We start from the raw sequence: 23,903 nt of genomic DNA on the forward strand, positions 1-23,903 counted from the left end.
TTACACAACTCCGTCAGAGTCAGCCCCTAGTGGCTGATACCTAGCAGCTCTTTGAGCACTTTTAGGTAACGACGGCTCACCGGGATCTCAAAGCCGGTTTTGGTGATGATTTCCGCCAGTCCATTTTCGAGTAGCTTAATCTCACTGATGGCTTTAATGCTGACCAGATACTGTCGATGGCAACGCACCAATGGGGTTTTCTCTTCCAAGATTTTTAGCGTGAGCTGTGTGCTGGCGGTTTGGCTGGTGGAGCGTACATGCACTCCGCTGATGTCGCTGTAAGCGCACTCAACCGTTTCGGTTGCCATGATCACAATGCGGTTGTGTCCAATGCAAGGTATCTGGTCTAGGCTCTCGGGCGCGATGGCTGATAGTTGTTGAGTGAGCGCGGATTGACTCATTACTTTGTTCAGGCGCTTGACGGTTTTCGTCAAACGGCATGGGTCAACGGGCTTGAGTAAGTAGTCGAACGCGTTGTCTTCAAAAGCTTGGATAGCGTATTGATCGTAGGCGGTCACAAATACCACGTAAGGCATGGTCTCTGGGTCTAACATGCCCAACAGCTCTATGCCTGTTACCTGTGGCATTTGGATGTCGAGAAACACCACATCAGGTTTGAGCTCATTGATCTTCTTCAGCCCCATGATGGCGTTTGACGCGTCGCCAATCACCTCAATCTGGCCTGTTTCATCCAATAGCTCTGCTAACTCTTCACGAGCGAACTGTTCATCATCAATGACGAGGGCGGTTAACATCCAAGACTACCTTTGTGCGTTTTCACTGTACTTATCGCGAGTGGGGAATGATAAAACTCATTTTAGTAAATTGGTGCTGCTGAGAGGTAATTTTTAGCGCTGAATCACGCCCAAATTGATTCGATAAGCGCTTATCGACAATTTCCATCCCCAAACCAGAATGATTCTCTTTTGGCGGCTCATAACTCCCAGCGTTGTCCTCTACGGTAATCAGCGCACCTTGAGGATGAGCTTGGCTGTAAATCTTCACTTTGCCGCCTTCTAACATATTGGAAATACCATGCTTGATGGCGTTCTCAACGAGCGGTTGAAGAGTAAAGCTTGGTAGCTTGATATCCAGCAGTTCTGGTTCAATATCAATCTCTATTTCTAAGCGATCGGTAAAGCGCGCCTTTTCGATCGACAAGTAGGAATTCACGTGAGCTAACTCCTCCTTTAGCGTCACGGTGTTGATGTTCTGCTTTAAGTTACTGCGGAAGAAGTGCGATAGGTTTTGGATCAGTTCTCGCGCCTTATCTGGATCTCGACGAGTAATGGCGCTGATGGTGTTTAGCGCATTAAACAAGAAGTGTGGGTTCACCTGTGCGTGCAGCAGTTTGATTTCTGCCTGAGCCAGCAGGGTTTGTTGTTGCTGATAATCGCCATACAAGATTTGGCTCGATAGAAGCTGAGCGATGCCTTCCGCCATTGACATGTTCGCAGTAGAGAACAGTTTGCGTTTTGGCTCATAGAGTTTAATGGTGCCCACTACCTCTTTACCTGCGCGCAAAGGAATGATCAACGCAGAGCCCAACTTACAATCTTTCGCTAATGAGCATTGGTAAGGGCGTTCACTGCCATCAAGGTAGATGATGTCGTTCTTCTCCATTGAATCGAGTGTACTTTGCGATGAAATTGGAGTATTTGGCCTATGGTGATCATCCCCGATACCAACGAAAGCCAGAATCTTTTCTTGGTCGGTAATGGCGACCGCGCCGACTTTGGTTTCTTCATAGATGATACGGGCAATCTTATCGGCGTTCTCACTATTAAATCCGTTGCTAAGAATGCCGACAGAGCGGTCGGCAATGCTCAATGCACGTCGAGAGAAGGTTGCTGAGTACTTTTCAAAAATGGTTTTACGATCTTGTAGGATGCTCATGAACAGTGCTGCACCGACTGAGTTGGCAATGATCATCGGAGCCGCAATTGCTGAAACGAGTTCATAGGCTTGGTCGAATGGCTTGGCTACGGCGAGTAAGACGATCATCTGCACAATCTCCGCTACAAAGGTCACGCTGAAGACTACACTGGGGTTAAACAGCATCGAGCCTTTTTTTCGCTTAATTAGGTAGACATGCAGCAGGCCGCCAATCAAGCCTTCTGCCGTGGTAGAGATTGCACAGGCTAAATCTGTAAAGCCCCCTAATGTATAGCGGTGAATGCCTCCGGTTAATCCCACTGCAAAACCCACTACAGGGCCGCCAAACAGGCCTCCCATCACTGCGCCAATAGCACGGGTGTTGGCAATGGCATCATTAATGTGCAAGCCGAAGTAGGTTCCTAGAATACAAAAGCCGGAGAAGAGTACGTAACAAATGAGCCGATGACTGAGGCGAGAAGAGATACTCAGCAAAGGTAAAATGATCGGCGTTTTACTCAGCATGTAAGCCAGCACTAAGTAGACACACATTTGTTGTAAAAGGGAGATGACCAGTTCCATAGCGAACCTAACCTAAAAATGATGTTTTTATTGTAAGTGAATTAAATCTTCGAAGAGAAACAAAAAGAGCCTACGTTGGGCAGGCTCTTGGTTTATCCAGACATTGATAATGAATCGGTTAGCAAGCGAAGGGATTCATTATGCGGTTTCTGAGGCTGTTTGTGGTTTCTCTTCATCAGCCAGTTCAGTCTCACCTTTGCCTTTAGAAATCTTGATAACGTAACCCGCCGCCGCTAGTGCGAATAGAACGCCAGCGATAGTCGAGATTTGCATCGGCAGACCAAAACCTAGTGTGCTGTTGTTTAGAATGAAAGTCACACATACGGTTGTCATAAATACGGCTGGTACTGTCGTAATCCAGTGCAGCTTGTTGTGGCGTAGTAGGTAAGCCGACGCAGTCCAAAGCATCATTACTGCTGTTGTTTGGTTTGCGAAGCCGAAGTAGCGCCAGATGATGCCGAAGTCTACTTGAGTCAGAATGCCACCGATTACGAACAGTGGTACAGCCATTAGCAGACGGTTACGCAGTGTTTTCTGTTCCATACCGAAGTATTCAGCAAGAATCAGGCGGCTAGAGCGGAACGCTGTATCACCCGATGTGATTGGTAGGATAACAACACCAAGGAAAGCAATCACACCACCGAATACACCTAGTAGACCAAATGACGCGCTGTATACCACATTGCCAGGACCGCCGTTCTTCACAGCTTCTGCTAGACCATCAAGTGTACCGAAGAAAGACAAAGCGATAGCACACCAGATTAGTGCGATAACACCTTCACCAATCATTGCGCCGTAGAATACGAAGCGCCCGTTCTTCTCGTTCTCCATACAACGCGCCATTAGTGGAGACTGAGTTGCGTGGAAGCCAGAGATTGCACCACATGCGATAGTGATAAATAGCGCTGGCCATAGAGGCATATCGTTCGGGTTCAAGTTAGTGAACATGTCGCTCACTTGGAAGTCGCCCATTACCGTGTGCTCGCTAGAGAACGCAACCGCTGTCATAAGACCAACAGACATGAAGATCAGGAGTGCGCCGAACAGTGGGTAGAAACGACCGATGATTTTATCTACAGGAACAATTGTCGCGATGATGTAGTAAGCGAAAATCAACACAACCATGGTTGTCATGCTCACGCTTAGGCTGGTTTGGTCGTTGATTAGGTTAGTGATCATGCCTGCTGGCGCTGAGACGAATACCACACCAACAAGAAGCAATAGGACGATGGCAAAGATGTTCATAAAGTGTTTTGCGCCATTACCTAGATAGCGACCGGTAATCGTTGGTACTGATGCACCGCCGTTACGAACAGAAAGCATGCCTGAGAAGTAATCGTGTACCGCACCTGCGAAGATACAACCTACAACAATCCACAACATTGCCGCTGGGCCGTATAGGGCACCCATGATTGGACCGAAGATAGGACCAACGCCAGCAATGTTAAGTAGTTGAACAAGGTAAACACGTTTGGTTGACATTGGAACGTAGTCAACACCGTCGGTTTTCGTATGGGCAGGAGTTTGGCGATTCTCATTGATACCGAAAACTTTCTCAACGAAAGCGCCGTAGATGAAGTATCCGCCGATGAGGGCTGCGACACAGGTTAGAAACCACATCATAGCAATTGTCCTTGGTTTATTAGGTAGGGTAATTTTTTAAGCTCAGGATGTATCTTATTCGCCTCTTTTGTTAAGCGCATTCGCTCTATGGGTGAGCGGTCGAATAGAGAAGCGAGTGGTCGATATAAGGATTAAGTGGTTTTATCGTTTGCTTAGTGGTCGGGGTATCCATTGAGTGGTGGAATTCGGTGGTCAATGGTCGTTATATATTGTGAGTGGTCATAGGAGAAACTCAGTGGTCAAATCGACACAGCAGCGGCAAAGCACAGGCTTTAGTGGTAAGCTTGTTTGGAAAACAACTAGTTAAGGAAGAATGATGAAAAAGGCAACGTTAGGCTTGGCGCTGGCTTTACTCGCTGGGTGCGCGGCAACCACGGAAGAATTAGCGCAATCTGGTGACTGGTATCAGATCGGTTATCAAGATGGTATTGCAGGGCATACTTCTCGCACAGTGAAAGAGCTTAATCAACTCGGTAATGCTCAGCAAGGTGACTATGACCAAGGTTATCTAGAAGGTGTGACGGAATACTGCAATCCGGATTTCGCTTACCAAATGGGCTTGTCTGGTCAGTATTATGAAGGTGTGTGTGAAGGTACGCCCCAAGCGCAGAAGTTCCGTATGGAATGGCAACGCGGTTGGAATGAATACAGCAACTAGTTCTGTTTCATAATCAAGACGGCAATCCTCCCTGTTAATCTTCTGACATTTGAATTTTATTGCTTTGGTTTACTGGTGGTATCAGATTCAATCAGAAGTGAAATAGAAATATGAAGAAGATCTTTTTGGTCGCATTGGCGCTCTTTCCCCTAACGGTTGGTGCAACCAATGTATTGAAAGAGTCGATAAAGATGAAGCGTAAGTACGATCATGACAAGCATCGTATTACCAACACCATCAATCACACTAAGCGTAATATCAAAGAGATCACCGATGGCACTTATGTGGAGAATCAGGTTAAGCGTGAAGTAAACCAAACCACGCGCAAGTACACCAACAAAGTGGATAACGTTAAGAACATAGCGAATCCCGAACACATCAAACGTAAAGCGAATGACAAGCTTAACCAAGAATTTGATGAATGGTTGTACGAAGACTAATTCTTGATACCAGAACAAAAAGGAGACCTTGAGGTCTCCTTTTTGTTTGTTTTAATTTTACCATCAGCACCGCTATTTGGGCTGGTGGCTTTCCACAGCCTTACGCAAGAAGCCATCTTGGTGATGCAGGTGCGCGCGAGCGGAATCGATATCAAGATCGGTCAGGATCATTAAGATCGCCAACTTCACTTCGTAATCCGTTTGTTTGAGTACTTCGGTTGCTTGCTCTTTGCTACAATCGGTCGCTTGCATCACGATACGTGCGGCACGCGCGACGAGCTTGTTGTTGGTCGCCTTCACATCGACCATCAGGTTTTGGTAGCTCTTACCCAAACGGATCATGCTTGCTGTGGTCAGCATATTCAGAACCAATTTCTGCGCGGTACCCGATTTCAAACGTGTTGAACCAGTCAATGCCTCTGGGCCTACAACAGGACAAATCGCGATGTTAGCGATGTCTGCAATGGGAGAATCTGGATTACAAGATAGCGCCAAAGTTGTCGCGCCAATTTCATTGGCGTACTCCAAACCGCCAATCACATAAGGTGTACGTCCACTAGCGGCAATGCCCACCACCACGTCGCGTTTGGTGAACTCGATGTCTTTCAAATCTTGTTCGCCTAGAACTGGAGAGTCTTCCGCGCCTTCTTTGGCTTTGAGAATCGCCTTAGGGCCACCTGCAATCAAACCAATCACCATTTTGTCAGATACACCAAAGGTTGGCGGACATTCTGACGCATCAAGCACGCCTAAGCGGCCACTGGTGCCCGCGCCCATGTAAACCAGACGACCGCCGACTTTAAATGCGTCGGTGATCTTATCCACCGCGAGTGCGATTTCTGGCAGCACTTTCTCTACCGCAAGCGGCACAAGTTTATCTTGCTGGTTAAGACGCTGAACAATGTCCAGAGATGGTAACAAGTCGATGTCCATCGTATCTGGGTTGCGCCCCTCTGATACAAGATGGGCAAGAGCAGCAATAAGCGCGTCATTTGTCATAGTGGTTTAAGCCTTTTGAATACTGATTTTTGTTTATCTTGTCGTTGTGTCTGGCACAACACATTTAGTTTTTAGGGTAGAGCACACCAAGCGAAGCAAGACGGCTTGCGCCAGTCACTTCAGGTAAGTTGCTCGGCTGTCCGTCGATATGTCGCTGAGCGAGCCAAGCAAACGCCATGGCTTCCATGTAGTCGCCATTGACGCCTTTGTCATCGGTTGTTGCGACTTGCCACTGCGGTAGAAGTGCCGCTAAACGTTGCATCAGCAGCGGGTTTTTTGCCCCGCCGCCACACACCAAGAGCTGGGGTTTCTCACCATAAGTGAATTTTTCCACTTCGCTTGCAATGGTTTTTGCTGAGTATTCACACAGCGTGCGTTGTACATCTTGTGCGGAGGTATTGTGGTGGGCCAACTGTTGATGTAGCCAATCGATATTGAACAGCTCTCGTCCTGTGCTCTTAGGCGCCGACATTGAGAGGTAAGGCTCTGCTAAGAGTTGAGTTAGCAGTGCTGCATCGCTGTTGCCTTGCAGAGCAAATCGCGCATCTTTGTCGAAGGCTTGTCCCGTGTGTTGTTCACACCATGCGTCCATCAACGTGTTGCCTGGGCCGGTATCGTAGCCAATCACCGCTTGCTCAGGATGCAGTACCGAGATATTGGCAATTCCACCGATGTTAAGCACCACGGTTGTGGAATCTTGCATGGCAAAAATGTTTTTATGGAAAGCTGGGACGAGTGGTGCGCCTTGACCGCCTAATGCCATGTCTTTACGACGGAAGTCTGCCACGGTATCAATGCCAGTTTTGACTGCAATGATGTTGGCATCACCCAGTTGAGTCGTGAAGGGCAGATCGCCTGTTGGCTGGTGGAACACGGTTTGACCATGATTGCCAATGGCTCGGATTTGCTCAGCAGAGTAGCCAGACTTATCTAACAACTGTAAAACCGCATCGGCAAATAGGTGCCCAAGCTGGTGGTCAAGCTCACCAATGACTTTAAGGTTCGTGCCTTGGCCGGTGCAAACCGACAGTAGCGTCTGCTTAATATGAGCGGGCATTGGATAGTCATCGTGTGCGATTAAGCGAATACGGTTATCTTCGATTTCAACCAGAGCGGTATCTACGCCGTCCATGCTGGTTCCAGACATCACACCGATATACAGTTTGTTAAGATTCACAGCCAATTCCGTCAATTCTTCGATTCACTTATTGTAAAGCAATTCTGAAGCGAATAACCTCATCGAATACGAGATATTCAGCCGATTTTGAGGAGAAAAAATGGGACCGTTATGGGTTGATGTTGCAGGCTATGAACTGACTGCAGAAGACAGAGAAATTTTGGAGCATCCAACGGTTGGTGGTTTGATTTTATTTACGCGTAATTACCACGACAGCGAGCAGCTTCAAGCTCTTACCCAATCTATCCGCAAAGCGGCGAAACGTCCGATTTTGATTGGTGTTGACCAAGAAGGCGGGCGCGTTCAGCGTTTCCGTGAAGGTTTCTCTTTGATTCCTGCGGCAGACGAATACGCCAAACACCAAAACAGTGAAGAATTGGCACGCATGGGTGGTTGGTTGATGGCCGCAGAGTTGATAGCTCATGACATCGACCTAAGCTTCGCACCTGTGTTGGATAAAGGTCATCAGTGTAAGGCGATCGGCAGCCGAGCTTTTGGTGAGGATATGGATACCATTTTGCGTCATAGCACCGCTTATATGCAGGGCATGAAGAGTGTCGGTATGGCAACAACAGGTAAGCACTTCCCGGGCCATGGCGGTGTGATTGCCGATTCACACCTAGAGACGCCGTACGACGAGCGTAGTGATATCTTTGAGCAAGATATGGCTATTTTCAAAGCGCAAATCGATGCTGGCATCTTAGATGCGATGATGCCTGCTCATGTGATTTTCCCAAATTATGATGATCAACCTGCAAGTGGTTCAGAGTACTGGCTAAAACAAATCTTGCGCCAGCAACTTGGCTTTAAAGGTTTGATCTTCTCTGATGATTTGACCATGGAAGGCGCTGCGATCATGGGCGGTCCTGCTGAGCGTGGCGCACAAGCACTAAACGCTGGCTGCGATATGCTGCTGGTTTGCAATAAGCGCGATGCGCAAGTTGAGGTGCTTGATAATCTACCAATCACTTCTGTTCCTCGAGCAGATGCCTTGTTGAAGAAGCAAAGCTTTTCTCTAAGCGAGCTAAAACTTTCGCAAGAGTGGAAAGATGCGTCTGAAGCTATGAAGCGATTGGTCGGCTAGCCATCTCACCCCTGAATAATGGTTTCTTCAGGGTGAGACGTAAACTTACTAAAACATCCATTTAAAGCCGAAGTGCTCTGCATTTCGGCTTTTTCTTTTAATGTAAAATTAAATTTACATTAAATGTTTTTTATTTTGTACGGTTGTAATTCTTTTTTAGCCTGTTATCTTGTCGGTAAAGCTTAGTTGTCTCACCAAAGAATTGGTTGGGTGTAAACAAAAATATACAGGTCAAAGTTATGCAAAGAAGTGAATTGAGCAACATCAACATCAGCGAAGAACAAGTTCTGATTACGCCAGAGGAGCTAAAAGTGAAGCTTCCTCTAAGTGAAAAAGCACGTCGTTTTATTCAAGAGTCTCGTCAAACCATCGCTGACATCATTCACAAAAAAGATCATCGTCTACTCGTTGTATGTGGACCATGTTCTATCCATGACGTAGAAGCTGCGAAGGATTACGCTAAGCGTCTAAAAGCTATTTCTGAACAACTAAGCGACCAACTGTATATTGTAATGCGTGTTTACTTTGAGAAGCCTCGAACCACAGTTGGTTGGAAAGGCCTAATCAATGACCCACACCTAGACGGCAGCTTCGACATTGAACATGGTCTGCATGTTGGTCGTGAATTGCTGGTTGAATTGGCAGAGATGGAAATTCCGCTAGCAACAGAAGCCCTTGACCCAATCAGCCCGCAATACCTTGCGGATACCTTTAGCTGGGCAGCAATCGGTGCTCGTACTACTGAGTCACAAACACACCGTGAGATGGCAAGTGGTCTTTCTATGCCTATCGGCTTTAAGAATGGTACGGATGGTAGCTTGGCTACTGCTGTTAACGCGATGCAAGCGGCTTCTTCTAGCCACCGCTTCATGGGTATTAACCGTGAAGGTCAAGTAGCGCTTCTGACTACGCAAGGTAACCCGAATGGTCATGTGATTCTGCGTGGCGGCAAGCAAACTAACTACGATTCAGTATCGGTTAACGAGTGTGAGCAAGAGATGGCGAAGTCTGGTCTTGACGCTTCACTGATGGTGGATTGTAGCCATGCAAACTCACGTAAAGATTACCGTCGTCAGCCATTGGTTGCAGAAGACGTGATTCACCAAATCCGTGAAGGCAATAAGTCGATTATTGGCTTGATGATTGAGAGCCATATCAATGAAGGTAACCAATCTTCTGACCTAGCTCTTGAAGAGATGAAATACGGCGTATCTATCACCGACGCATGTATCAATTGGGATTCAACTGAGGCACTATTACGTCATGCACACGAAGAGCTGGTGCCTTTCTTAGAGAATCGTCTAAAAGGCTAACAACACGGGATTTAAGGAACATCAATGGCAGTTGAACTTAACGCATTACGCGATCAGATTGATGCAGTCGACAAGCAAATGCTAGAGCTACTCGCTCAGCGTTTAGCGCTAGTAGAGAAAGTGGGTGAAGTAAAAAGCGAACACGGTTTGCCAATTTATGCCCCAGATCGTGAAGCCGCAATGCTGGCATCACGACGAGCTGAAGCTGAAAAAATGGGGATCCCTCCACAGCTGATTGAAGACATTCTTCGTCGAACAATGCGTGAGTCTTATGCCAGCGAGAAAGATTCCGGTTTTAAGTGTTTGAACCCAGAACTGCGCTCAGTGGTCATTATTGGTGGTAATGGTCAATTAGGTGGTCTGTTTGGTCGAATGTTCAAACTATCTGGTTACCAAGTTAAAGTACTGGGCAGCAAAGACTGGGATCAGGCCGATGACATCCTAAAAGATGCGGGGCTGGTGGTAGTTACAGTGCCGATTCACCTAACAGAAGGTGTGATTGAGAAGCTCGGTAACCTGCCACAAGATTGCATTCTTTGTGACCTGACTTCTATTAAGTCTAAGCCGCTGCAAGCAATGTTGAATGTTCACCAAGGTCCGGTTGTTGGTTTGCACCCAATGTTTGGCCCAGATGTTCCGAGCCTAGCAAAGCAGGTGATTGTCTACTGTGACGGTCGTGGTAATGAACAATACCAATGGCTATTGCAACAGTTTGGAATTTGGGGCGCAAGCTTGTGCCAAATCGATGCGCAAGAGCACGATCATGGCATGACTTTGATTCAGGCGCTGCGCCACTTCACTTCCTTTGCTTACGGCATGCACCTAAGTAAAGAGAATCCGAACATTGAACAACTATTAAAGCTGAGCTCGCCGATTTACCGTTTGGAGCTAGCGATGGTAGGGCGTCTGTTTGGCCAAGATCCAAACCTATACGGTGACATCATTCTTTCGTCGCAAGAGAACATCGACATGATTAAGCGATTCCACCAACGTTTTGGTGAAGCGCTAAGCATCTTGGATAGCAAAGACAAAGCGGAGTTTGTCGAAAGTTTTGAACAAGTGAGTGATTGGTTTGGCGAGTACTCGCAGCAATTTATGAATGAGAGTCAGAACCTACTCAAACAAGCTAACGATAATATCCATCGTGGATAAACACTGATTTTAGATGCAAAAAGAGCAGCTCACAGGCTGCTCTTTTTTATTTGGATGCCGAGAGGTGATCAGTTGGTCGATGTACCACTGCTGTCTTCACTCGATACTGTGCTAATGCTGGTATCACGGTAAGGTGAGTTAGTCAGGTTGATTTGTAGACGAACGACATTATCAATCAATTGAACCAATGGTCCCCATTTCACCTTTTTCTCTTTTTCGAACGCGTAGTTGAAGTTTTCAGGTGTCCAATCCATCAGGTATTGAGGGTTCAACGCACGACCCAAAAAGCGCACTTCATAGTGTAAGTGTGGGCCAGTTGAGTTACCGGAATTACCACATTTTGCAATCACATCGCCTTTACTGACGAATTGACCGCTCTTCACTTTAAATCTGCTTAGGTGAGCAAACGAGCTCGAGAAACCAAAAGAGTGACGTAGAGTCAGGTAGTTGCCGTAACCTCTGTTACTTGGTCGTACTGTTTCCACAACCCCATCAGCAGGGGCGAGAATCTCTTCACCACGCTTACAGGTGAGATCGATACCCGTGTGAACATGGCGTTTACCAGAAATAGGGTTAATACGACTGCCGTATGAAGATGAGATACGTTGATAGGTCATCGGGCTATCGTTTGGTATCAAGCGGAACATGGTGGCTCTTACAGCAGAGTCAATGGCGGCAGCATCAATACGCTCTTCTAGAGCGAGATTGCTTTCTTCTCCGATCAATTCTTCATCTGCGAGGCCAAGTACAGACTCAACATCAAAGACTCGTTTGCCTAGTAGTTGAATCTGGTTGTTTTTATCTGTTAGCGACTGAGATAGCGAATGATTAGTATCTAATTGCTCTTCATACAGCGCTGTTATCTGAGCTTTTTCGCTTTCTAGCTTCGCAATGGTTTGGCTCAAGTTTTCTTGGTTTTCAACTTGCTGCTGATTCAAATACCAGGCACCACCGATGACCGCAGGAAGGGCGAGTAGGGATGCAAAAAACGCGAGGACCGAAGTGCGGCCCAAATAAAAAAGCTGATCGCCGTTTTTAGTCGGGACCTGCATGGTTATTTTTTTAGACATGGCTCTTTACTGAGTTGAGTGGTGAATTACTCTGCCCCGAGATCTGAAAGATGCTCTAACTCTCGGTTCAGTAGTTCATCACTACCAACATTCAATTCTATGAAACGTCGTAATTGACTAATGCTATCAATATCAATGCTGCTAATTTTAAGCCGAATGGCATTCTGATTCAAACTAACGATGTTAGCATTTAAACATACACTCTGTTCAGACTCAGAAAATACGAAACAGATTTCAACAGGAGAGTGAAGATCTAACTCTGCCGGTGAACTTGTTTCGAGTAGCAATCCGTGCAAAGACAAATCTTGAATTGTGGTATCGAGTTGGTTTGGCCCTTGAGTGAGCGTAGCAGGTACACGATAGATAATACGAGAAAAGCGGCGTCGTTCCGTCATAGCACTTTCTTTTTTGTTCGATATGACTAACTAGTCTATCAGAAAGCGCACTAATTATTCGATCTTGGTTCAAAAACTGCGGTTTTAAAACAAGATTCTGGCTAAATATGCAACAAAGGTCGCCATGATAGCGACCTTTGAACAAATTACAAGCACAGGCGGTGTTTAGAAAACACCTGGCATATCAATACCGCGTCTAAATTACTTAGATACGCGCTTGTATTTGATGCGGTGTGGTTCAGCTGCTTCAGGACCAAGGGTCTTCTTCAGCCACTCCATGTACTCGTTGTAGTTACCTTCATAGAAGTTAACTTGACCTTCATCGCGGTAGTCGATGATGTGCGTCGCGATACGGTCTAGGAACCAACGGTCGTGCGAGATAACCATTGCACAGCCTGGGAACTCTAGTAGTGCTTCTTCAAGTGCACGTAGTGTTTCAACATCTAGGTCGTTGGTTGGTTCATCGAGTAGCAGTACGTTACCACCTGCTTTAAGCAGCTTCGCAAGGTGTACACGGTTACGCTCACCACCAGATAGCTCGCCAATCACTTTCTGTTGGTCTGAACCTTTAAAGTTAAAGCGTGAACAGTATGCACGAGCTGGGATTTCGAAGTTGTTGATCTTGATGATGTCAGCGCCTTCAGAAATCTCTTGGAATACCGTGTTCTTGTCGTTCATTGAGTCACGGAACTGCTCAACAGACGCCAATTTCACTGTTTCACCTAGCTCAATCGTACCTGAGTCTGGCTGCTCAGTGCCGCTCAGCATCTTGAATAGGGTCGATTTACCAGCACCGTTGGCACCGATAATACCTACGATTGCACCCTTAGGCATGCTGAATGATAGGTCATCAATAAGAACGCGACCGTCGAATGATTTCGTCAGGTTGTTCACTTCGATAACTTTATCACCTAGACGCTCACCTGGTGGGATGAACAGTTCGTTAGTTTCGTTACGTTTCTGGTGATCCGTGTTTTGTAGCTCTTCAAAGCGCGCCATACGTGCTTTCGATTTCGCCTGACGACCTTTAGGGTTTTGACGAACCCACTCAAGTTCTTTCTCGATGGTCTTCTGACGAGCTTTTTCTTGAGACGCTTCTTGTTGTAGACGAGCATCTTTTTGCTCCAGCCAAGAAGTGTAGTTACCTTCCCATGGAATACCTTCACCACGGTCAAGTTCTAGGATCCAACCCGCTGCGTTATCTAGGAAGTAACGGTCGTGGGTAATCGCAACTACAGTACCAGTGTAGTCAACTAGGAAGCGCTCTAGCCATGCAACAGACTCAGCATCCAAGTGGTTGGTTGGTTCGTCTAGTAGTAGCATGTCTGGCTTTTCTAGAAGTAGACGACAGATTGCCACACGGCGACGCTCACCACCTGAAAGGTGCGCGATCTTTTGATCCCATTCTGGAAGACGAAGAGCATCTGCAGCGCGCTCTAGCGCGTTGTCTAGGTTATGACCATCTTTAGCTTGGATCAGAGCTTCTAGCTCCCCCTGTTCTTTTGCAAGAGCGTCGAAGTCAGCATCTGGTTCTGCATATGCTGCATATACCGCATCCAAACGCTTAAGCGCGTCAGCAACATCTGAAACGGCTTCTTCCACGATTTCACGAACGGTCTTAGATTCGTCTAGTACAGGTTCTTGAGGTAAGTAACCTACGTTTAGACCTGGTTGTGGACGAGCCTCACCATCAATATCAGTATCGATACCCGCCATGATTCGTAGCAGTGTTGATTTACCTGCACCGTTCAGACCTAGAACACCGATTTTTGCACCTGGGAAGAAGCTTAGAGAGATGTCTTTAAGAATTTGACGCTTAGGTGGCACGATTTTGCTCACCCGCGACATGGTATATACGTATTCAGCCATTGCCGATCGTTCCTAAATTAACTGTCATTCAAAGGCTCTATTTTATACCAACTACTTGAGTTTTGTTACCGCAATGCAAGAAATTCACAGCTCGTGTGATTTCTTCTTCATTGCTGACCGGAAACTCACAACGTTAGGGTATACACTTTTCTTGTTCACCTTAAATTCAATGTACCGCGATTCATCAGGAAGAATGGATTGTTGGGAATCTATTTGTCTTGAAGGGTTCTAAAGTTTCACGAGTACAACATTTATTACATCAAGTCGCTTTACAATAAGAACTTAATACGGTGTAAATAGATGCATATGATTTATGACTTGCTGCGCCTTGTATCCACTAGCGGCAAGAAATAAAGCGATAAACGTCTGGGGAAAATGACGCACATGAGATTCAACGTATCGGAATTGGCTAAAAGAGTATGCTACGCAGCCGCTTTATGTGCGGTAAGCGTGTCAGCAAATGCTGCGCTGAGCCTAGAAAAACAGCGCCAAGTTTATGAGCAAGCTCAGGATTTATTAGACAAAAATGACATTGATGGTTACTTGTCTATCCGTTCTAAAATTGCCGACTATCCATTGACACCTTATGTGGATTATCGAGTGTTTCTGAGGCAATTGTCGAACCAGTCTCCACAGCAGGTCGATGAATTTATTAAAGACCATGAGGCTTTTCCATTTTCGCGTCGGATTCGCGCTCCTTACTTAGATAGCCTATATCGCCAGAAGGATTGGAAAACCATTACCGAGTTCCAGAAAGTGGAGCCGAGCGGTGAGCGTTATCAGTGTATTTTTTATGTAGCCCAATTAAAACAAGGCAAACAAGTCGCTGCGTTTAAGGGCGCTGAGCATATGTGGTTACGAGGTAAGAGCATCGCCGATGAATGTGACCCATTATTCTCAGCTTGGGATAAAGCGGGAGAACGCACTGATGACATGATCTTGCAACGCATGTTGTTGGCGTTCGATGCGCGCAATAGCGGTTTGATGAGTTACTTGCAAAAACTGCCTGAGTCAGCGAAAGCGCAGCAGCAAGCGAAAGCGATGAAAGTCTTGTTTGATAAACCGGAAACCGTTGCGGATTTTGCTAAGAAGCAACCTGCCAATGATTTTTATCGAGCGCAAACTGAATATGCGTTAGAAAAGTTAGCTCGAAAAGATGTTGGTAAAGCGCAGAGTGCATACGCGACGGTAGTGAAAGGGCAAAAATTCTCTCCTGAAAAGGCGCAAGCACTGGCTGACTATATCGCAATTCGCTTGATCCGCACTGAATCGGACTCTCTTGCTAAGTGGCGCGATGACAAAACGAAAAACAGTCAGAGTTTACCTCTGATCGAGAGTCGTATTCGTTTATCGATTCAAAATAGCGATTGGAAGGGCGTGCAAAAGTGGATCGCAGTACTCAATGATGAAGAGCAGTCGTCGCTTCGGTGGCAATATTGGTTAGGACGCAGTGAGATAGCGATGGGTGATGAAGTCGCAGGTAAGCAAAGACTGTCTAAGTTAGTTGGTCAACGTAACTTTTACAGTGTTGCAGCGGCCAATGCTATTGGTCAGTCGATAAAGTATCCGTCCTCGACAATTAAGCTAGAAAAGAGAGTACTCAAACAATATCAGAGCTCTTTAACGCGAATTGAAGAGCTTATCGAAACCGACAAAATTGCAGCTGCAAAGAGTGAGTGGTCTCATTTGCTTGGTCGAGTGAGTAAAGAAGAAAAAACGATGTTGGCCGCTTATGCTGCTTCTAAGCGTTGGCATAACTTAACGGTCACAGCAAGTATTCAAGCAAAAATGTGGGACAACATACCATTGCGTTTCCCGATAGCTCACCGCTGGTGGTTTAACTTCTACGCGGAGAAGCACAATATCGACCCGATCACTATGATGTCACTGGCTCGACAAGAAAGTGCTTTGGATTCAGAAGCGCGTTCACCCGTTGGTGCCCGAGGTTTGATGCAAATTATGCCAGCAACTGCGAAGTACACGGCGCGCAAGTACAAGCTCAAGTATCAAGGTACACAAGACTTGTATAACGTGGGTAAGAATATCGAAATTGGTAGCCACTACTTACAAGGTTTGATGGAGGATTACGATAATAATCGTATTTTCGCGCTCGCTGCTTATAATGCAGGGCCTAACCGAGTAAAAACATGGCGAGAGCGAACTCAAGGTAAAGTGGATGCTTATTCCTTTATCGAAGCGATTCCATTTAAAGAAACTCGCGGTTATGTGCAAAACATCTTGATGTTTGAAACCTATTACCGCGATCTTTTAGGTGTCGATGGTGCGTTCTTGACCCCAAATGAGATCAATACCAAGTATTGAGTGAGGTAACTTGATGTCACACGAACCTGAGTACAAAGACTGGCAGCAGATTGTTGAACTGATCCGTTCAAGCGTGGATAACCAGCAACATGAGATGCTGTTGACCATGTTAATGACGCCGGATGAGAGAGAGTCGCTCACTGCACGAGTGAATATTCTGAATGAATTGCTCAAAGGTGAGCTTTCTCAACGTCAAATCAGTCAAATGTTAGGGGTAGGCATTGCAACCATCACTCGTGGTTCGAATGAGTTAAAGTCGAAGTCCGATCTCGACAAAGACAAACTTAAGACATTATTAGAGCAGGGCGCTCAATAATCTTTGAGTCGAACCCTCTGAGGTACAGACGGCAAAAAGGGCGGAATCTCCGCCCTTTTTAATGCGTGCTTTACACAGTGACTACAAGTTAGCAGGGAAGTGGTCTGGATTGGTAAATGGAATTAGCGCCAGAATCAAAGCCTGGTGATAGACCGAGCTGCGAGTCAGTTGGTTTTGAGTCAGTAAACCAATAGCACCGCCTTTTTGTTTGATGTTATCAGTACCAAATACTTCGTCCATTACATCACCAAGTTCATTGGCGTGTTCCAGTTTTTGTAATACTTCAGGTGGCAACATCAGACTCGCCGAACGAGATTCACCTCGGAGTGTGTCAGACTCTATCACCATCCAAGCAAATGTAACTGACCCTTCAATTCCCGCTTCCAAGCCCACATAGAAATCTGCACTTGGTATTTCTGCTTTAGCGTTACGAACTCGGTTCAATGCGCCAAGGTAAGTTTCTTCATTCGACATCGGTTGATCTGCGACTTCACTCGGCACACTGACTCCAACAAACTCAAAACTATGTTTAGGGAGTGCACTTTGAAATGCACTCTCTACCGCTTTGATTTTTGCAGGGTTCAAGGAAGCGATAACGACTTTTTGGGTTGCCATGATCTTTTTACCTATCGTAGTCCATTAGCTAAGTTTTACTTGAGTCGGTTTCACGTTTTCACTTGGATAACAGCCCAATACTTTCAAGTGCTTAGTGATCTTTGTGAGCTCATCTAATACTTGTTGCATCTCCGTAGAACCAAGGTGGGATTCAAGGTCGACATAGAACATTTCTTCCCATGGGTTACCCATGATTGGACGAGACTCTAACTTGGTCATGTTGATACCAAAACGTTGTAGAACCAGCAGTGTTTCTACCAAAGAGCCTGCCTCTTGCGAAGTCGACATGATCAGCGTGGTCTTGGCTGGAATTTGCGTAGACACTTCAACTGGTTTACGAGCGACGACGATAAAGCGAGTGTGGTTTTCGGTTTGGTTTGCGATGTTACCTTGGATAGCTTGTAGGCCATAAAGCTTGCCACTTGAAGCGTTACCAATTGCAGCTACGTCATCGCGGTTAAGTTCTTGTACTTTTTGCATCGCATCAGCAGTACTTGCACAAGACTCTAGTTTCACACCTTTCATACGGCTAAGGAACTCGCTGCATTGCTGGTGTGGCTGCGGATGTGAGTAAAGGGTTTTGATATTCTCAAGGCGAATGTCTTTGGTTGCTACTAGGCAGTGCTCAATCGGTTGAGTCAGTTCACCAACGATGTATAACGTTGTGTGTTGTAGAAGATCGTACACTTCGTTGATAGAGCCAGAGCTGGTGTTTTCAATTGGCAGAACGCCGTAGTCAGCATGGCCAGATTCTACTGTCTGAGTCACTTCTTTGAAGTGTTCACAGTTGAGCTCAATCAGCTCTGTATTCTTGCGACTGAAGTATTCACGGCTAGCAAGGTGAGAGTAAGAGCCTTTGGCGCCAAGGAAAGCAACACGAGCAAGAGGCTTACGGCTTTGCTGTGGATTAACAAGGTTTTGCAGGTAGCTTTGTTGAAGAAGGACAGAATCTTCAATAATGGTATGGAAAAGCTTGGTGATGTACTGAGCGTCGAGTTCGTATTTATCACGGCCGTTGGTGATCAGTTTAACCAGAAGTTGTTGTTCACGGACTGCGTCACGAACAGGTTTTGAAGTTTGGACTTTGCTTTTTGCCACTTCAATGCTGAGCTTGCGGCGTTCGGACAACAGGCTCAAAAGCTCATCATCTAGCTCATTCAAACGTAAACGAATTTCATCCAGGGAAATAGGTTGGTCAGTCATCAATTCTTTCCTTATAAAAAAGCCCCCCGATTTGGGAGGCTTTCTGTTTGTTTTTGACTTTTCTTTCACAAACGAGTTAGCCCCTCCACTATGGAAGGAAAAAGAAGTCAAAAAGAAACAGCTGGGTTAAATGCATAAATAGTGCTTAATTTGTGAGTGTTTAAACACAATAAGCAAGCAGGCGGGGAGCGTCAAGCAAAAAAATAGCGCCTTTCGGCGCTACTTCCTCAATCTGGTCGTTTACTCTTCTTCTTCCACTAGCTCAGGCTTGTTCGCACGTCGAGCTTCAGGTTTGTGGGTCAGCTTATTCAGTTGTCGTTCTAGTTTTTGCTCCACTTCATTGATAGCTGCGTAAAGATCTTCGTGAGTCGCTGAGGCGATTAGCTGGCCTTTAGGAACTTTAATAACCGCTTCGAATTTCTTCTGTTTATTTGGTTCCTCACTGAATGTTGCTTGGCATCCGATGATGTCTACTTGCCATTTCTCCAGCTTTTTAAATTTGCTCTCAATATGAGCACGGATTGCAGAGGTGATTTCGATGTTTTTACCAGTGATGTTCATTGTCATAAATGTTTTTCCTCTGTTTCATCCCTCATGGGTTGAGTTCAGATTACCGCTTTGAGGAGAAAAGAATGTGATCTAGATCACCATTTTAACTTGGTTTTTTGAGATGAAAAACGAATGTGATCTCACTCAAGAACTGCTGAGATTTATGTGAAAATTGCTTGTTATCGGGTTCTAAATCATTAGATTGGATAGAGTACTGAGCTGAAAACTCCCCCGTTTTTAGGGGAGTTATACGGCCTGTAATTCTAGTTAGTTAAAAAGTAACCAGAACAAAGATGTGAATCAGATCACTCTTAAAGTGCGCAATAAGTTAGATTCAAAAACGCCGCTCAATTATTGAGCGGCGTTTTTGGTTTTTAGTCCTTGGATTAAGGAGTTTGGTTGACTCTGTGAAGCGGTGTCATAAAAACTGGATCCTCTGGAACTAATCGGACGTTATCGAGTGTCTTTGCAAGATCGAGGCTTTCTAACTGTTTGTAGATGACGTAGTAGCGGTTCACATTGGTTACGTATCTCCCCGTTTCTCCTAAACTTCTACGCGTTACGACTTCAACATTATTGAACCATACGTTAGGGTCGTAGCCTTGTTGAGCTGCGCGCTTACGCATTCTCTCAATATTTCCTGGTCCTGCATTGTACGCTGCTAGTGTTAAGTAGAGTTTGTTCTCTTTACTGATGGCATTATCACTGAAGTAATACCGGCGAAGAAACGCTAAGTATTTCACCCCTGCATGAACGTTGTTCTCTAGATTACGGACATTCTTAATGTTCACATTAGGATCACTCGCTGTGCTCGGTAAAATCTGCATAATGCCGACTGCACCACGGCTTGATACTAAGTTGTTGTCAAACCCCGATTCCTGATACGCCACTGCGGCGATGAGCAGGTAATCGAAATCATATTTCTCTCCATATTTAGAAAACAGTGAAGAGAGCTTTTCTAGTTGAGCAATCTTTTTCGGATTCAGAGCCTTGTTAAGCCAATTGGTATTATCGATGTATTTCCCGTAGATGACGTTGCCAAGTAGGGTGCCGGATTTAGCTGTACGAACAAACTTATTCACCACCTTCATTAACTCGGGGCTATCGTGGCGCATTGCCCAAGCAATTTCCCCTCCTTTACGGATTGGTATTTTAGTATGGGCTCGTATGTCATCCATAAAACTCATCCACAGCTTGGCTTTGTGGCTATCTAGAACGATAGCTTTGACATAACCATTGTTTAGCATCCCAACCAATTCGTAATCTTGTAGTGTTTCTTCGATAAAATGCACCACTATTGGCGGTAAGCCTTTCTTATTGAGTTTTTTGTTTAAGGCTTGAATGCTTTCAAAGTAGCTTGAACTCGCCCGGAGCCAAATCTCTTTCCCACTCAGTTGCTCAATCTTGGTCATCGATGGGGTGTCTTTGTTTGTGATGACCCACTCTTCTATCCCTGAAATTGCCGGATCACTAAAGTCGACCAGTTTTTTGCGCGCTTCGGTAATGGTGAGATTCGCGACGACCAAATCTCCTAAGCCTTGCTCAAGAGAAGGTAATAGCTCATCACGAGAAACCGGGATAATTTGAATATTGAGTTTTGGCTTGAGCTTACGGAGATCTTTTTCGAAATGAGCCAGTAGTTCTGCACCTATTCCTTTTGGCTCTCCACCTTCTACGTAATAGAAGCCAAGATCGGCAGAGACGAGTACGCGTAATACGTTTCTTTCTTTAATGACGTCGAGATCGCCAGTGTAAGGCGGTTGTCTGAGAGGGGAGAGCTCGAGCGCGAAACTCGAAGCGGAGACTAGGAATAACAGTCCTGTCCATAACTTTGATAGTGTCACGTTCACATCCATGCTGATGGTGAAGGAGAATCTTAAGCATATGTAGTGCTTATAAAATCATCAAGTTAGTGGATGGGGCAAAATTAAGAGGGGTAAACAAAACCGCCACAGTTTTCGCTGTGGCGGTTGGGGATTATTTTACAGGATTAAGCTTGATTAGCTCTTCTGTTCTAGCAACCGCGTCTTTTAGATCTAGCTGCTTGTAAGCTTCAAGTTGAATCTCAAGCGACTTACGAGCGGCTTCAGTATCTGGGAACGATTTTTGTAGCTCTTGTGCGCGGTTAATTGCAGCAATCCAAGCTTCACGGCGCAAATAGAAGTCAGCTGTTGCAAGGTCGTAGTTTGCTAGACGGTTCTTCAGTGCCACCATACGTTTTTGCGAATCTTCCGCGTAAGGGCTGTTCGGGTAGCGCTCTAGCAGTTTTTTGAAATCATCGAATGCTTTCTTCACCGGCTCTGGGTCACGGTCGCTACGGTCTACGTTGAATAGGTCATGCATAAAGTTACGGTCTTGCGCCATGTGGCTCAAACCACGCATGTACAATACCCAGTCCATTTTTTCATGCGTTGGGTTTAAACGCATAAAGCGAGAAATCGTTGCCAGACCGAGGGCTAGGTCGTCGTTTTTGTAGTACGCGTAGATAAGGTCAAGTTGCACCTGCTCAGAGTAGGCACCAAACGGGTAACGCGAATCTAATGCTTCTAATTTCTCGATGGCTGAAAGCCAGTTACCACTTTGAAGAGACGTTTGTGCGTCTGCATACAGTTCAGAAGGTGGCACATCAGGAACGATTTCTTCTTTGCTTGCACAGCCAAACAGAAGGGATACCGCTAAAAGGCCTATTAAAGTCTGATGTTTCATATCAGGAGTCTGTTCCTTGAATCTAAATATTTCTTAAGCTGCCGTTACTTTCTTTCCAGTAACAGATACAATGACGTAATAGTCTATTTTTCCACAGTCGTGAGCATTAGTCTCACAGTTTTTAAAAAAGTTCGATATGGCTCAGCAGATTGTTTTAACCAACACAGTAAAAGATAGCCAGTTAGGTCAACGTTTAGACCAAGCTATCGCCGAATTGTTCGCTGATTTCTCTCGCTCTCGCTTGAAAGAGTGGTTGCTTGACGGGAAAGTACAAGTGAATGGTGAAGTTATCACTAAACCTCGCACCAAAGTAATGGGTGGTGAGGAAATTACCTTGCAAGCCGAGCTGGAAGATGAAGAGCGCTGGGAAGCACAAGATATCCCGCTAGATATCGTCTACGAAGATGAAGACATCATCGTAATCAACAAACCTCGTGATTTTGTGGTACACCCTGGTGCAGGCACACCGGATGGCACAGTGCTAAACGCATTGCTGCATCATTACCCAGACATCGCTGAAGTACCTCGTGCAGGTATCGTGCACCGTTTGGATAAAGACACAACAGGTCTGATGGTGGTCGCGAAAACTGTTCCAGCTCAAACTCGCTTAGTTCGTGCACTGCAAAAACGCAATATCACTCGTGAGTATGAAGCGATTGCAATCGGCCGTATGACAGCGGGCGGTAAAGTGGATCAGCCGATTGGCCGCCACTCTACTAAGCGTACACTTATGGCGGTTGCTCCTTTGGGTAAACCAGCGGTAACACACTACCGTGTTGCGGAGCACTTCCGTGAACACACGCGTATCCGTCTTCGCCTAGAAACAGGCCGTACACACCAAATCCGTGTGCACATGTCTTACCTACAGCATCCGCTACTTGGTGATACTGCATACGGCGGCCGCGCACGTATTCCTACTGGAGCATCGGAAGAGCTTACGACAATGATCCGTGGTTTTGACCGTCAAGCGCTGCACGCGGTAATGCTACGTTTTGAACATCCTATCACTGGTGAGGAGCTAGAGTTCCATGCCCCGGTTCCTGATGACATGGTTGCGATGACAGAAGCGCTGCGTAAAGATACAGAAGAGTTCGGTCTGCCTGACGAGTTCTAATATGAAGACGATTGTCCCTAACTGGCCCGCACCAAAAAACGTTAAAGCTTTCGCCTCTACTAGAGTCGGAGGCTTTTCGAGTGCACCTTATCAAGGGCTTAACCTTGGTGCTCATGTTGGGGATGACCCGTCCATCGTAGAAAAGAACCGTGATTGGTTGGCGCAGCAAGCTAATATGCCTAGTGCGCCAATCTGGTTGAACCAAACTCACTCTACAGTGGTCGCTCAAGTGAGTGCGCCGACGACTCGAGTGCTTGATGCTGATGGTGTATTTACCTCTGCAAGCAATGTAGTCTGTTCTGCTATGACAGCGGACTGCTTGCCTGTTTTATTAACCAATACGCAAGGCACCCAAGTTGCGGCAGTTCATGCTGGTTGGCGTGGCTTAGCAAATGGTATCGTTGAAAACGCCCTCGAGTTGTTTTCTGGTGAAGTTGTGGCGTGGTTAGGTCCTGCAATTGGTCCTCAAGCATTTGAAGTCGGTGAAGATGTTCTGCAAGCCTTTGTGGATTTCGACTCACAAGCTCATCAAGCATTTACTCCGCGTGATGTTGAAGGGAAGTGGTTGGCGGATATGTCCAAGCTTGCAACTCAGCGCCTCAATAAACTTGGCATCACTCAGGTATTTGATTCTGGCCTGTGTACTTTCCAAGACAAAGAAGACTTCTATTCCTATCGCCGCGATGGTGTGACTGGTCGACAAGCGACTTTTATTTGGATCGAGGACTAACTAGTACAGCGCAAAAGTGCGAAGATGCCTATCTCCATTTTTGCAAAGCTATCTTTATTAATTTGCTCCCTTGAAATTCTCCCCTTGCGTATCCATCTTTCTAACTGTCAA

Annotated in this window: 22 protein-coding genes and 1 other annotated feature; of the genes, 9 read left to right on the forward strand and 13 right to left on the reverse strand. The window is 45.9% G+C overall.

The features are described from left to right. Positions 1-26: 26 nt before the first annotated feature. The 3 genes from btsR to J4N37_RS02420 all read right to left on the reverse strand — a co-directional run bounded on the left by btsR (position 27) and on the right by J4N37_RS02420 (position 4,080). Positions 27-755, reverse strand: a complete 729-nt coding sequence (btsR, locus tag J4N37_RS02410; protein ID WP_038884907.1) for a two-component system response regulator BtsR — start codon at positions 753-755, stop codon at positions 27-29. 31 nt (positions 756-786) lie between these two features. Further along, positions 787-2,457, reverse strand: a complete 1,671-nt coding sequence (locus J4N37_RS02415; RefSeq protein ID WP_088881309.1) for a sensor histidine kinase — start codon at positions 2,455-2,457, stop codon at positions 787-789. Positions 2,458-2,595: 138 nt separating this feature from the next. Then, entirely contained in the window at positions 2,596-4,080 is a 1,485-nt protein-coding gene (locus tag J4N37_RS02420) for a carbon starvation CstA family protein (protein ID WP_010446027.1), read from the reverse strand. Between the two features lie 316 nt (positions 4,081-4,396). Here J4N37_RS02420 and J4N37_RS02425 point away from each other — a divergent pair, with 316 nt between their 5' ends. Beyond that, positions 4,397-4,738 carry a DUF2799 domain-containing protein gene (locus J4N37_RS02425; RefSeq protein ID WP_010446028.1) on the forward strand — a complete coding sequence of 114 codons (342 nt, stop codon included), beginning with the start codon at positions 4,397-4,399 and terminating at the stop codon, positions 4,736-4,738. A gap of 110 nt (positions 4,739-4,848) precedes the next feature. Further along, positions 4,849-5,178: a hypothetical protein gene (locus J4N37_RS02430; RefSeq protein WP_010446029.1), complete on the forward strand. Its 330-nt coding sequence runs from the start codon at positions 4,849-4,851 to the stop codon at positions 5,176-5,178. A gap of 72 nt (positions 5,179-5,250) precedes the next feature. Here J4N37_RS02430 and murQ read toward each other — a convergent pair whose 3' ends face one another. Together murQ and J4N37_RS02440 are read right to left on the reverse strand one after the other, a co-directional pair. Continuing rightward, a complete protein-coding gene (murQ, locus tag J4N37_RS02435; RefSeq protein WP_252041606.1) occupies positions 5,251-6,177 on the reverse strand; it encodes an N-acetylmuramic acid 6-phosphate etherase in 927 nt (308 codons plus the stop codon). A gap of 64 nt (positions 6,178-6,241) precedes the next feature. Beyond that, on the reverse strand, positions 6,242-7,354 hold the full coding sequence (locus J4N37_RS02440) for an anhydro-N-acetylmuramic acid kinase (protein ID WP_252041607.1): 1,113 nt from the start codon (positions 7,352-7,354) through the stop codon (positions 6,242-6,244). Positions 7,355-7,454: 100 nt separating this feature from the next. Here J4N37_RS02440 and nagZ point away from each other — a divergent pair, with 100 nt between their 5' ends. The 3 genes from nagZ to tyrA all read left to right on the forward strand — a co-directional run bounded on the left by nagZ (position 7,455) and on the right by tyrA (position 10,903). Then, positions 7,455-8,438: a beta-N-acetylhexosaminidase gene (nagZ, locus tag J4N37_RS02445; protein WP_252041608.1), complete on the forward strand. Its 984-nt coding sequence runs from the start codon at positions 7,455-7,457 to the stop codon at positions 8,436-8,438. Positions 8,439-8,677: 239 nt separating this feature from the next. Next, positions 8,678-9,751, forward strand: a complete 1,074-nt coding sequence (locus tag J4N37_RS02450; protein ID WP_252041609.1) for a 3-deoxy-7-phosphoheptulonate synthase — start codon at positions 8,678-8,680, stop codon at positions 9,749-9,751. 24 nt (positions 9,752-9,775) lie between these two features. After that, on the forward strand, positions 9,776-10,903 hold the full coding sequence (gene tyrA / locus J4N37_RS02455) for a bifunctional chorismate mutase/prephenate dehydrogenase (RefSeq protein ID WP_252041610.1): 1,128 nt from the start codon (positions 9,776-9,778) through the stop codon (positions 10,901-10,903). Positions 10,904-10,971: 68 nt separating this feature from the next. On the opposite strand, the gene J4N37_RS02460 is transcribed toward tyrA, so the two are convergent. The 3 genes from J4N37_RS02460 to ettA form a co-directional block, all read right to left on the reverse strand. After that, positions 10,972-11,973 carry a M23 family metallopeptidase gene (locus J4N37_RS02460; RefSeq protein ID WP_029560922.1) on the reverse strand — a complete coding sequence of 334 codons (1,002 nt, stop codon included), beginning with the start codon at positions 11,971-11,973 and terminating at the stop codon, positions 10,972-10,974. 26 nt (positions 11,974-11,999) lie between these two features. Continuing rightward, positions 12,000-12,368 (reverse strand): PilZ domain-containing protein, encoded by a 369-nt coding sequence (locus J4N37_RS02465; protein WP_010446041.1) that lies wholly within the window; start codon positions 12,366-12,368, stop codon positions 12,000-12,002. A 201-nt stretch (positions 12,369-12,569) separates the two neighbouring features. After that, positions 12,570-14,237 carry an energy-dependent translational throttle protein EttA gene (gene ettA, locus J4N37_RS02470; protein ID WP_010446043.1) on the reverse strand — a complete coding sequence of 556 codons (1,668 nt, stop codon included), beginning with the start codon at positions 14,235-14,237 and terminating at the stop codon, positions 12,570-12,572. Between the two features lie 375 nt (positions 14,238-14,612). Between ettA and sltY the strand changes: the two genes are divergently transcribed. Continuing rightward, positions 14,613-16,559: a murein transglycosylase gene (gene sltY, locus J4N37_RS02475; RefSeq protein WP_252041611.1), complete on the forward strand. Its 1,947-nt coding sequence runs from the start codon at positions 14,613-14,615 to the stop codon at positions 16,557-16,559. Positions 16,560-16,572: 13 nt separating this feature from the next. Continuing rightward, complete coding sequence (trpR, locus tag J4N37_RS02480) at positions 16,573-16,875, forward strand: trp operon repressor (protein WP_010446046.1); 303 nt, start codon at positions 16,573-16,575, stop codon at positions 16,873-16,875. Between the two features lie 81 nt (positions 16,876-16,956). Here trpR and yjjX read toward each other — a convergent pair whose 3' ends face one another. The 5 genes from yjjX to J4N37_RS02505 form a co-directional block, all read right to left on the reverse strand. After that, positions 16,957-17,490 (reverse strand): inosine/xanthosine triphosphatase, encoded by a 534-nt coding sequence (yjjX, locus tag J4N37_RS02485; protein WP_252041612.1) that lies wholly within the window; start codon positions 17,488-17,490, stop codon positions 16,957-16,959. Between the two features lie 24 nt (positions 17,491-17,514). Further along, positions 17,515-18,693, reverse strand: coding sequence for a prephenate dehydratase (gene pheA, locus J4N37_RS02490; RefSeq protein ID WP_010446050.1), 1,179 nt, complete (start codon positions 18,691-18,693; stop codon positions 17,515-17,517). 12 nt (positions 18,694-18,705) lie between these two features. Further along, positions 18,706-18,826, reverse strand: a sequence feature (Phe leader region). 107 nt (positions 18,827-18,933) lie between these two features. Further along, the gene (gene hpf, locus J4N37_RS02495; protein ID WP_005447957.1) at positions 18,934-19,260 is read right to left on the reverse strand and encodes a ribosome hibernation-promoting factor, HPF/YfiA family; all 327 of its coding nucleotides are present in this window, start codon (positions 19,258-19,260) and stop codon (positions 18,934-18,936) included. A 368-nt stretch (positions 19,261-19,628) separates the two neighbouring features. Beyond that, positions 19,629-21,098: an MltF family protein gene (locus tag J4N37_RS02500; protein WP_252041613.1), complete on the reverse strand. Its 1,470-nt coding sequence runs from the start codon at positions 21,096-21,098 to the stop codon at positions 19,629-19,631. A 121-nt stretch (positions 21,099-21,219) separates the two neighbouring features. Beyond that, positions 21,220-21,948 (reverse strand): outer membrane protein assembly factor BamD, encoded by a 729-nt coding sequence (locus J4N37_RS02505; protein WP_010446061.1) that lies wholly within the window; start codon positions 21,946-21,948, stop codon positions 21,220-21,222. 136 nt (positions 21,949-22,084) lie between these two features. Between J4N37_RS02505 and rluD the strand changes: the two genes are divergently transcribed. Continuing rightward, on the forward strand, positions 22,085-23,062 hold the full coding sequence (rluD, locus tag J4N37_RS02510) for a 23S rRNA pseudouridine(1911/1915/1917) synthase RluD (RefSeq protein ID WP_252041614.1): 978 nt from the start codon (positions 22,085-22,087) through the stop codon (positions 23,060-23,062). A 1-nt stretch (position 23,063) separates the two neighbouring features. Next, the gene (gene pgeF, locus J4N37_RS02515; protein ID WP_252041615.1) at positions 23,064-23,792 is read left to right on the forward strand and encodes a peptidoglycan editing factor PgeF; all 729 of its coding nucleotides are present in this window, start codon (positions 23,064-23,066) and stop codon (positions 23,790-23,792) included. Positions 23,793-23,903 lie beyond the last annotated feature (111 nt).

The sequence above is a fragment of the Vibrio sp. SCSIO 43153 genome, assembly GCF_023716625.1.
Lineage (GTDB): Bacteria > Pseudomonadota > Gammaproteobacteria > Enterobacterales > Vibrionaceae > Vibrio > Vibrio rotiferianus.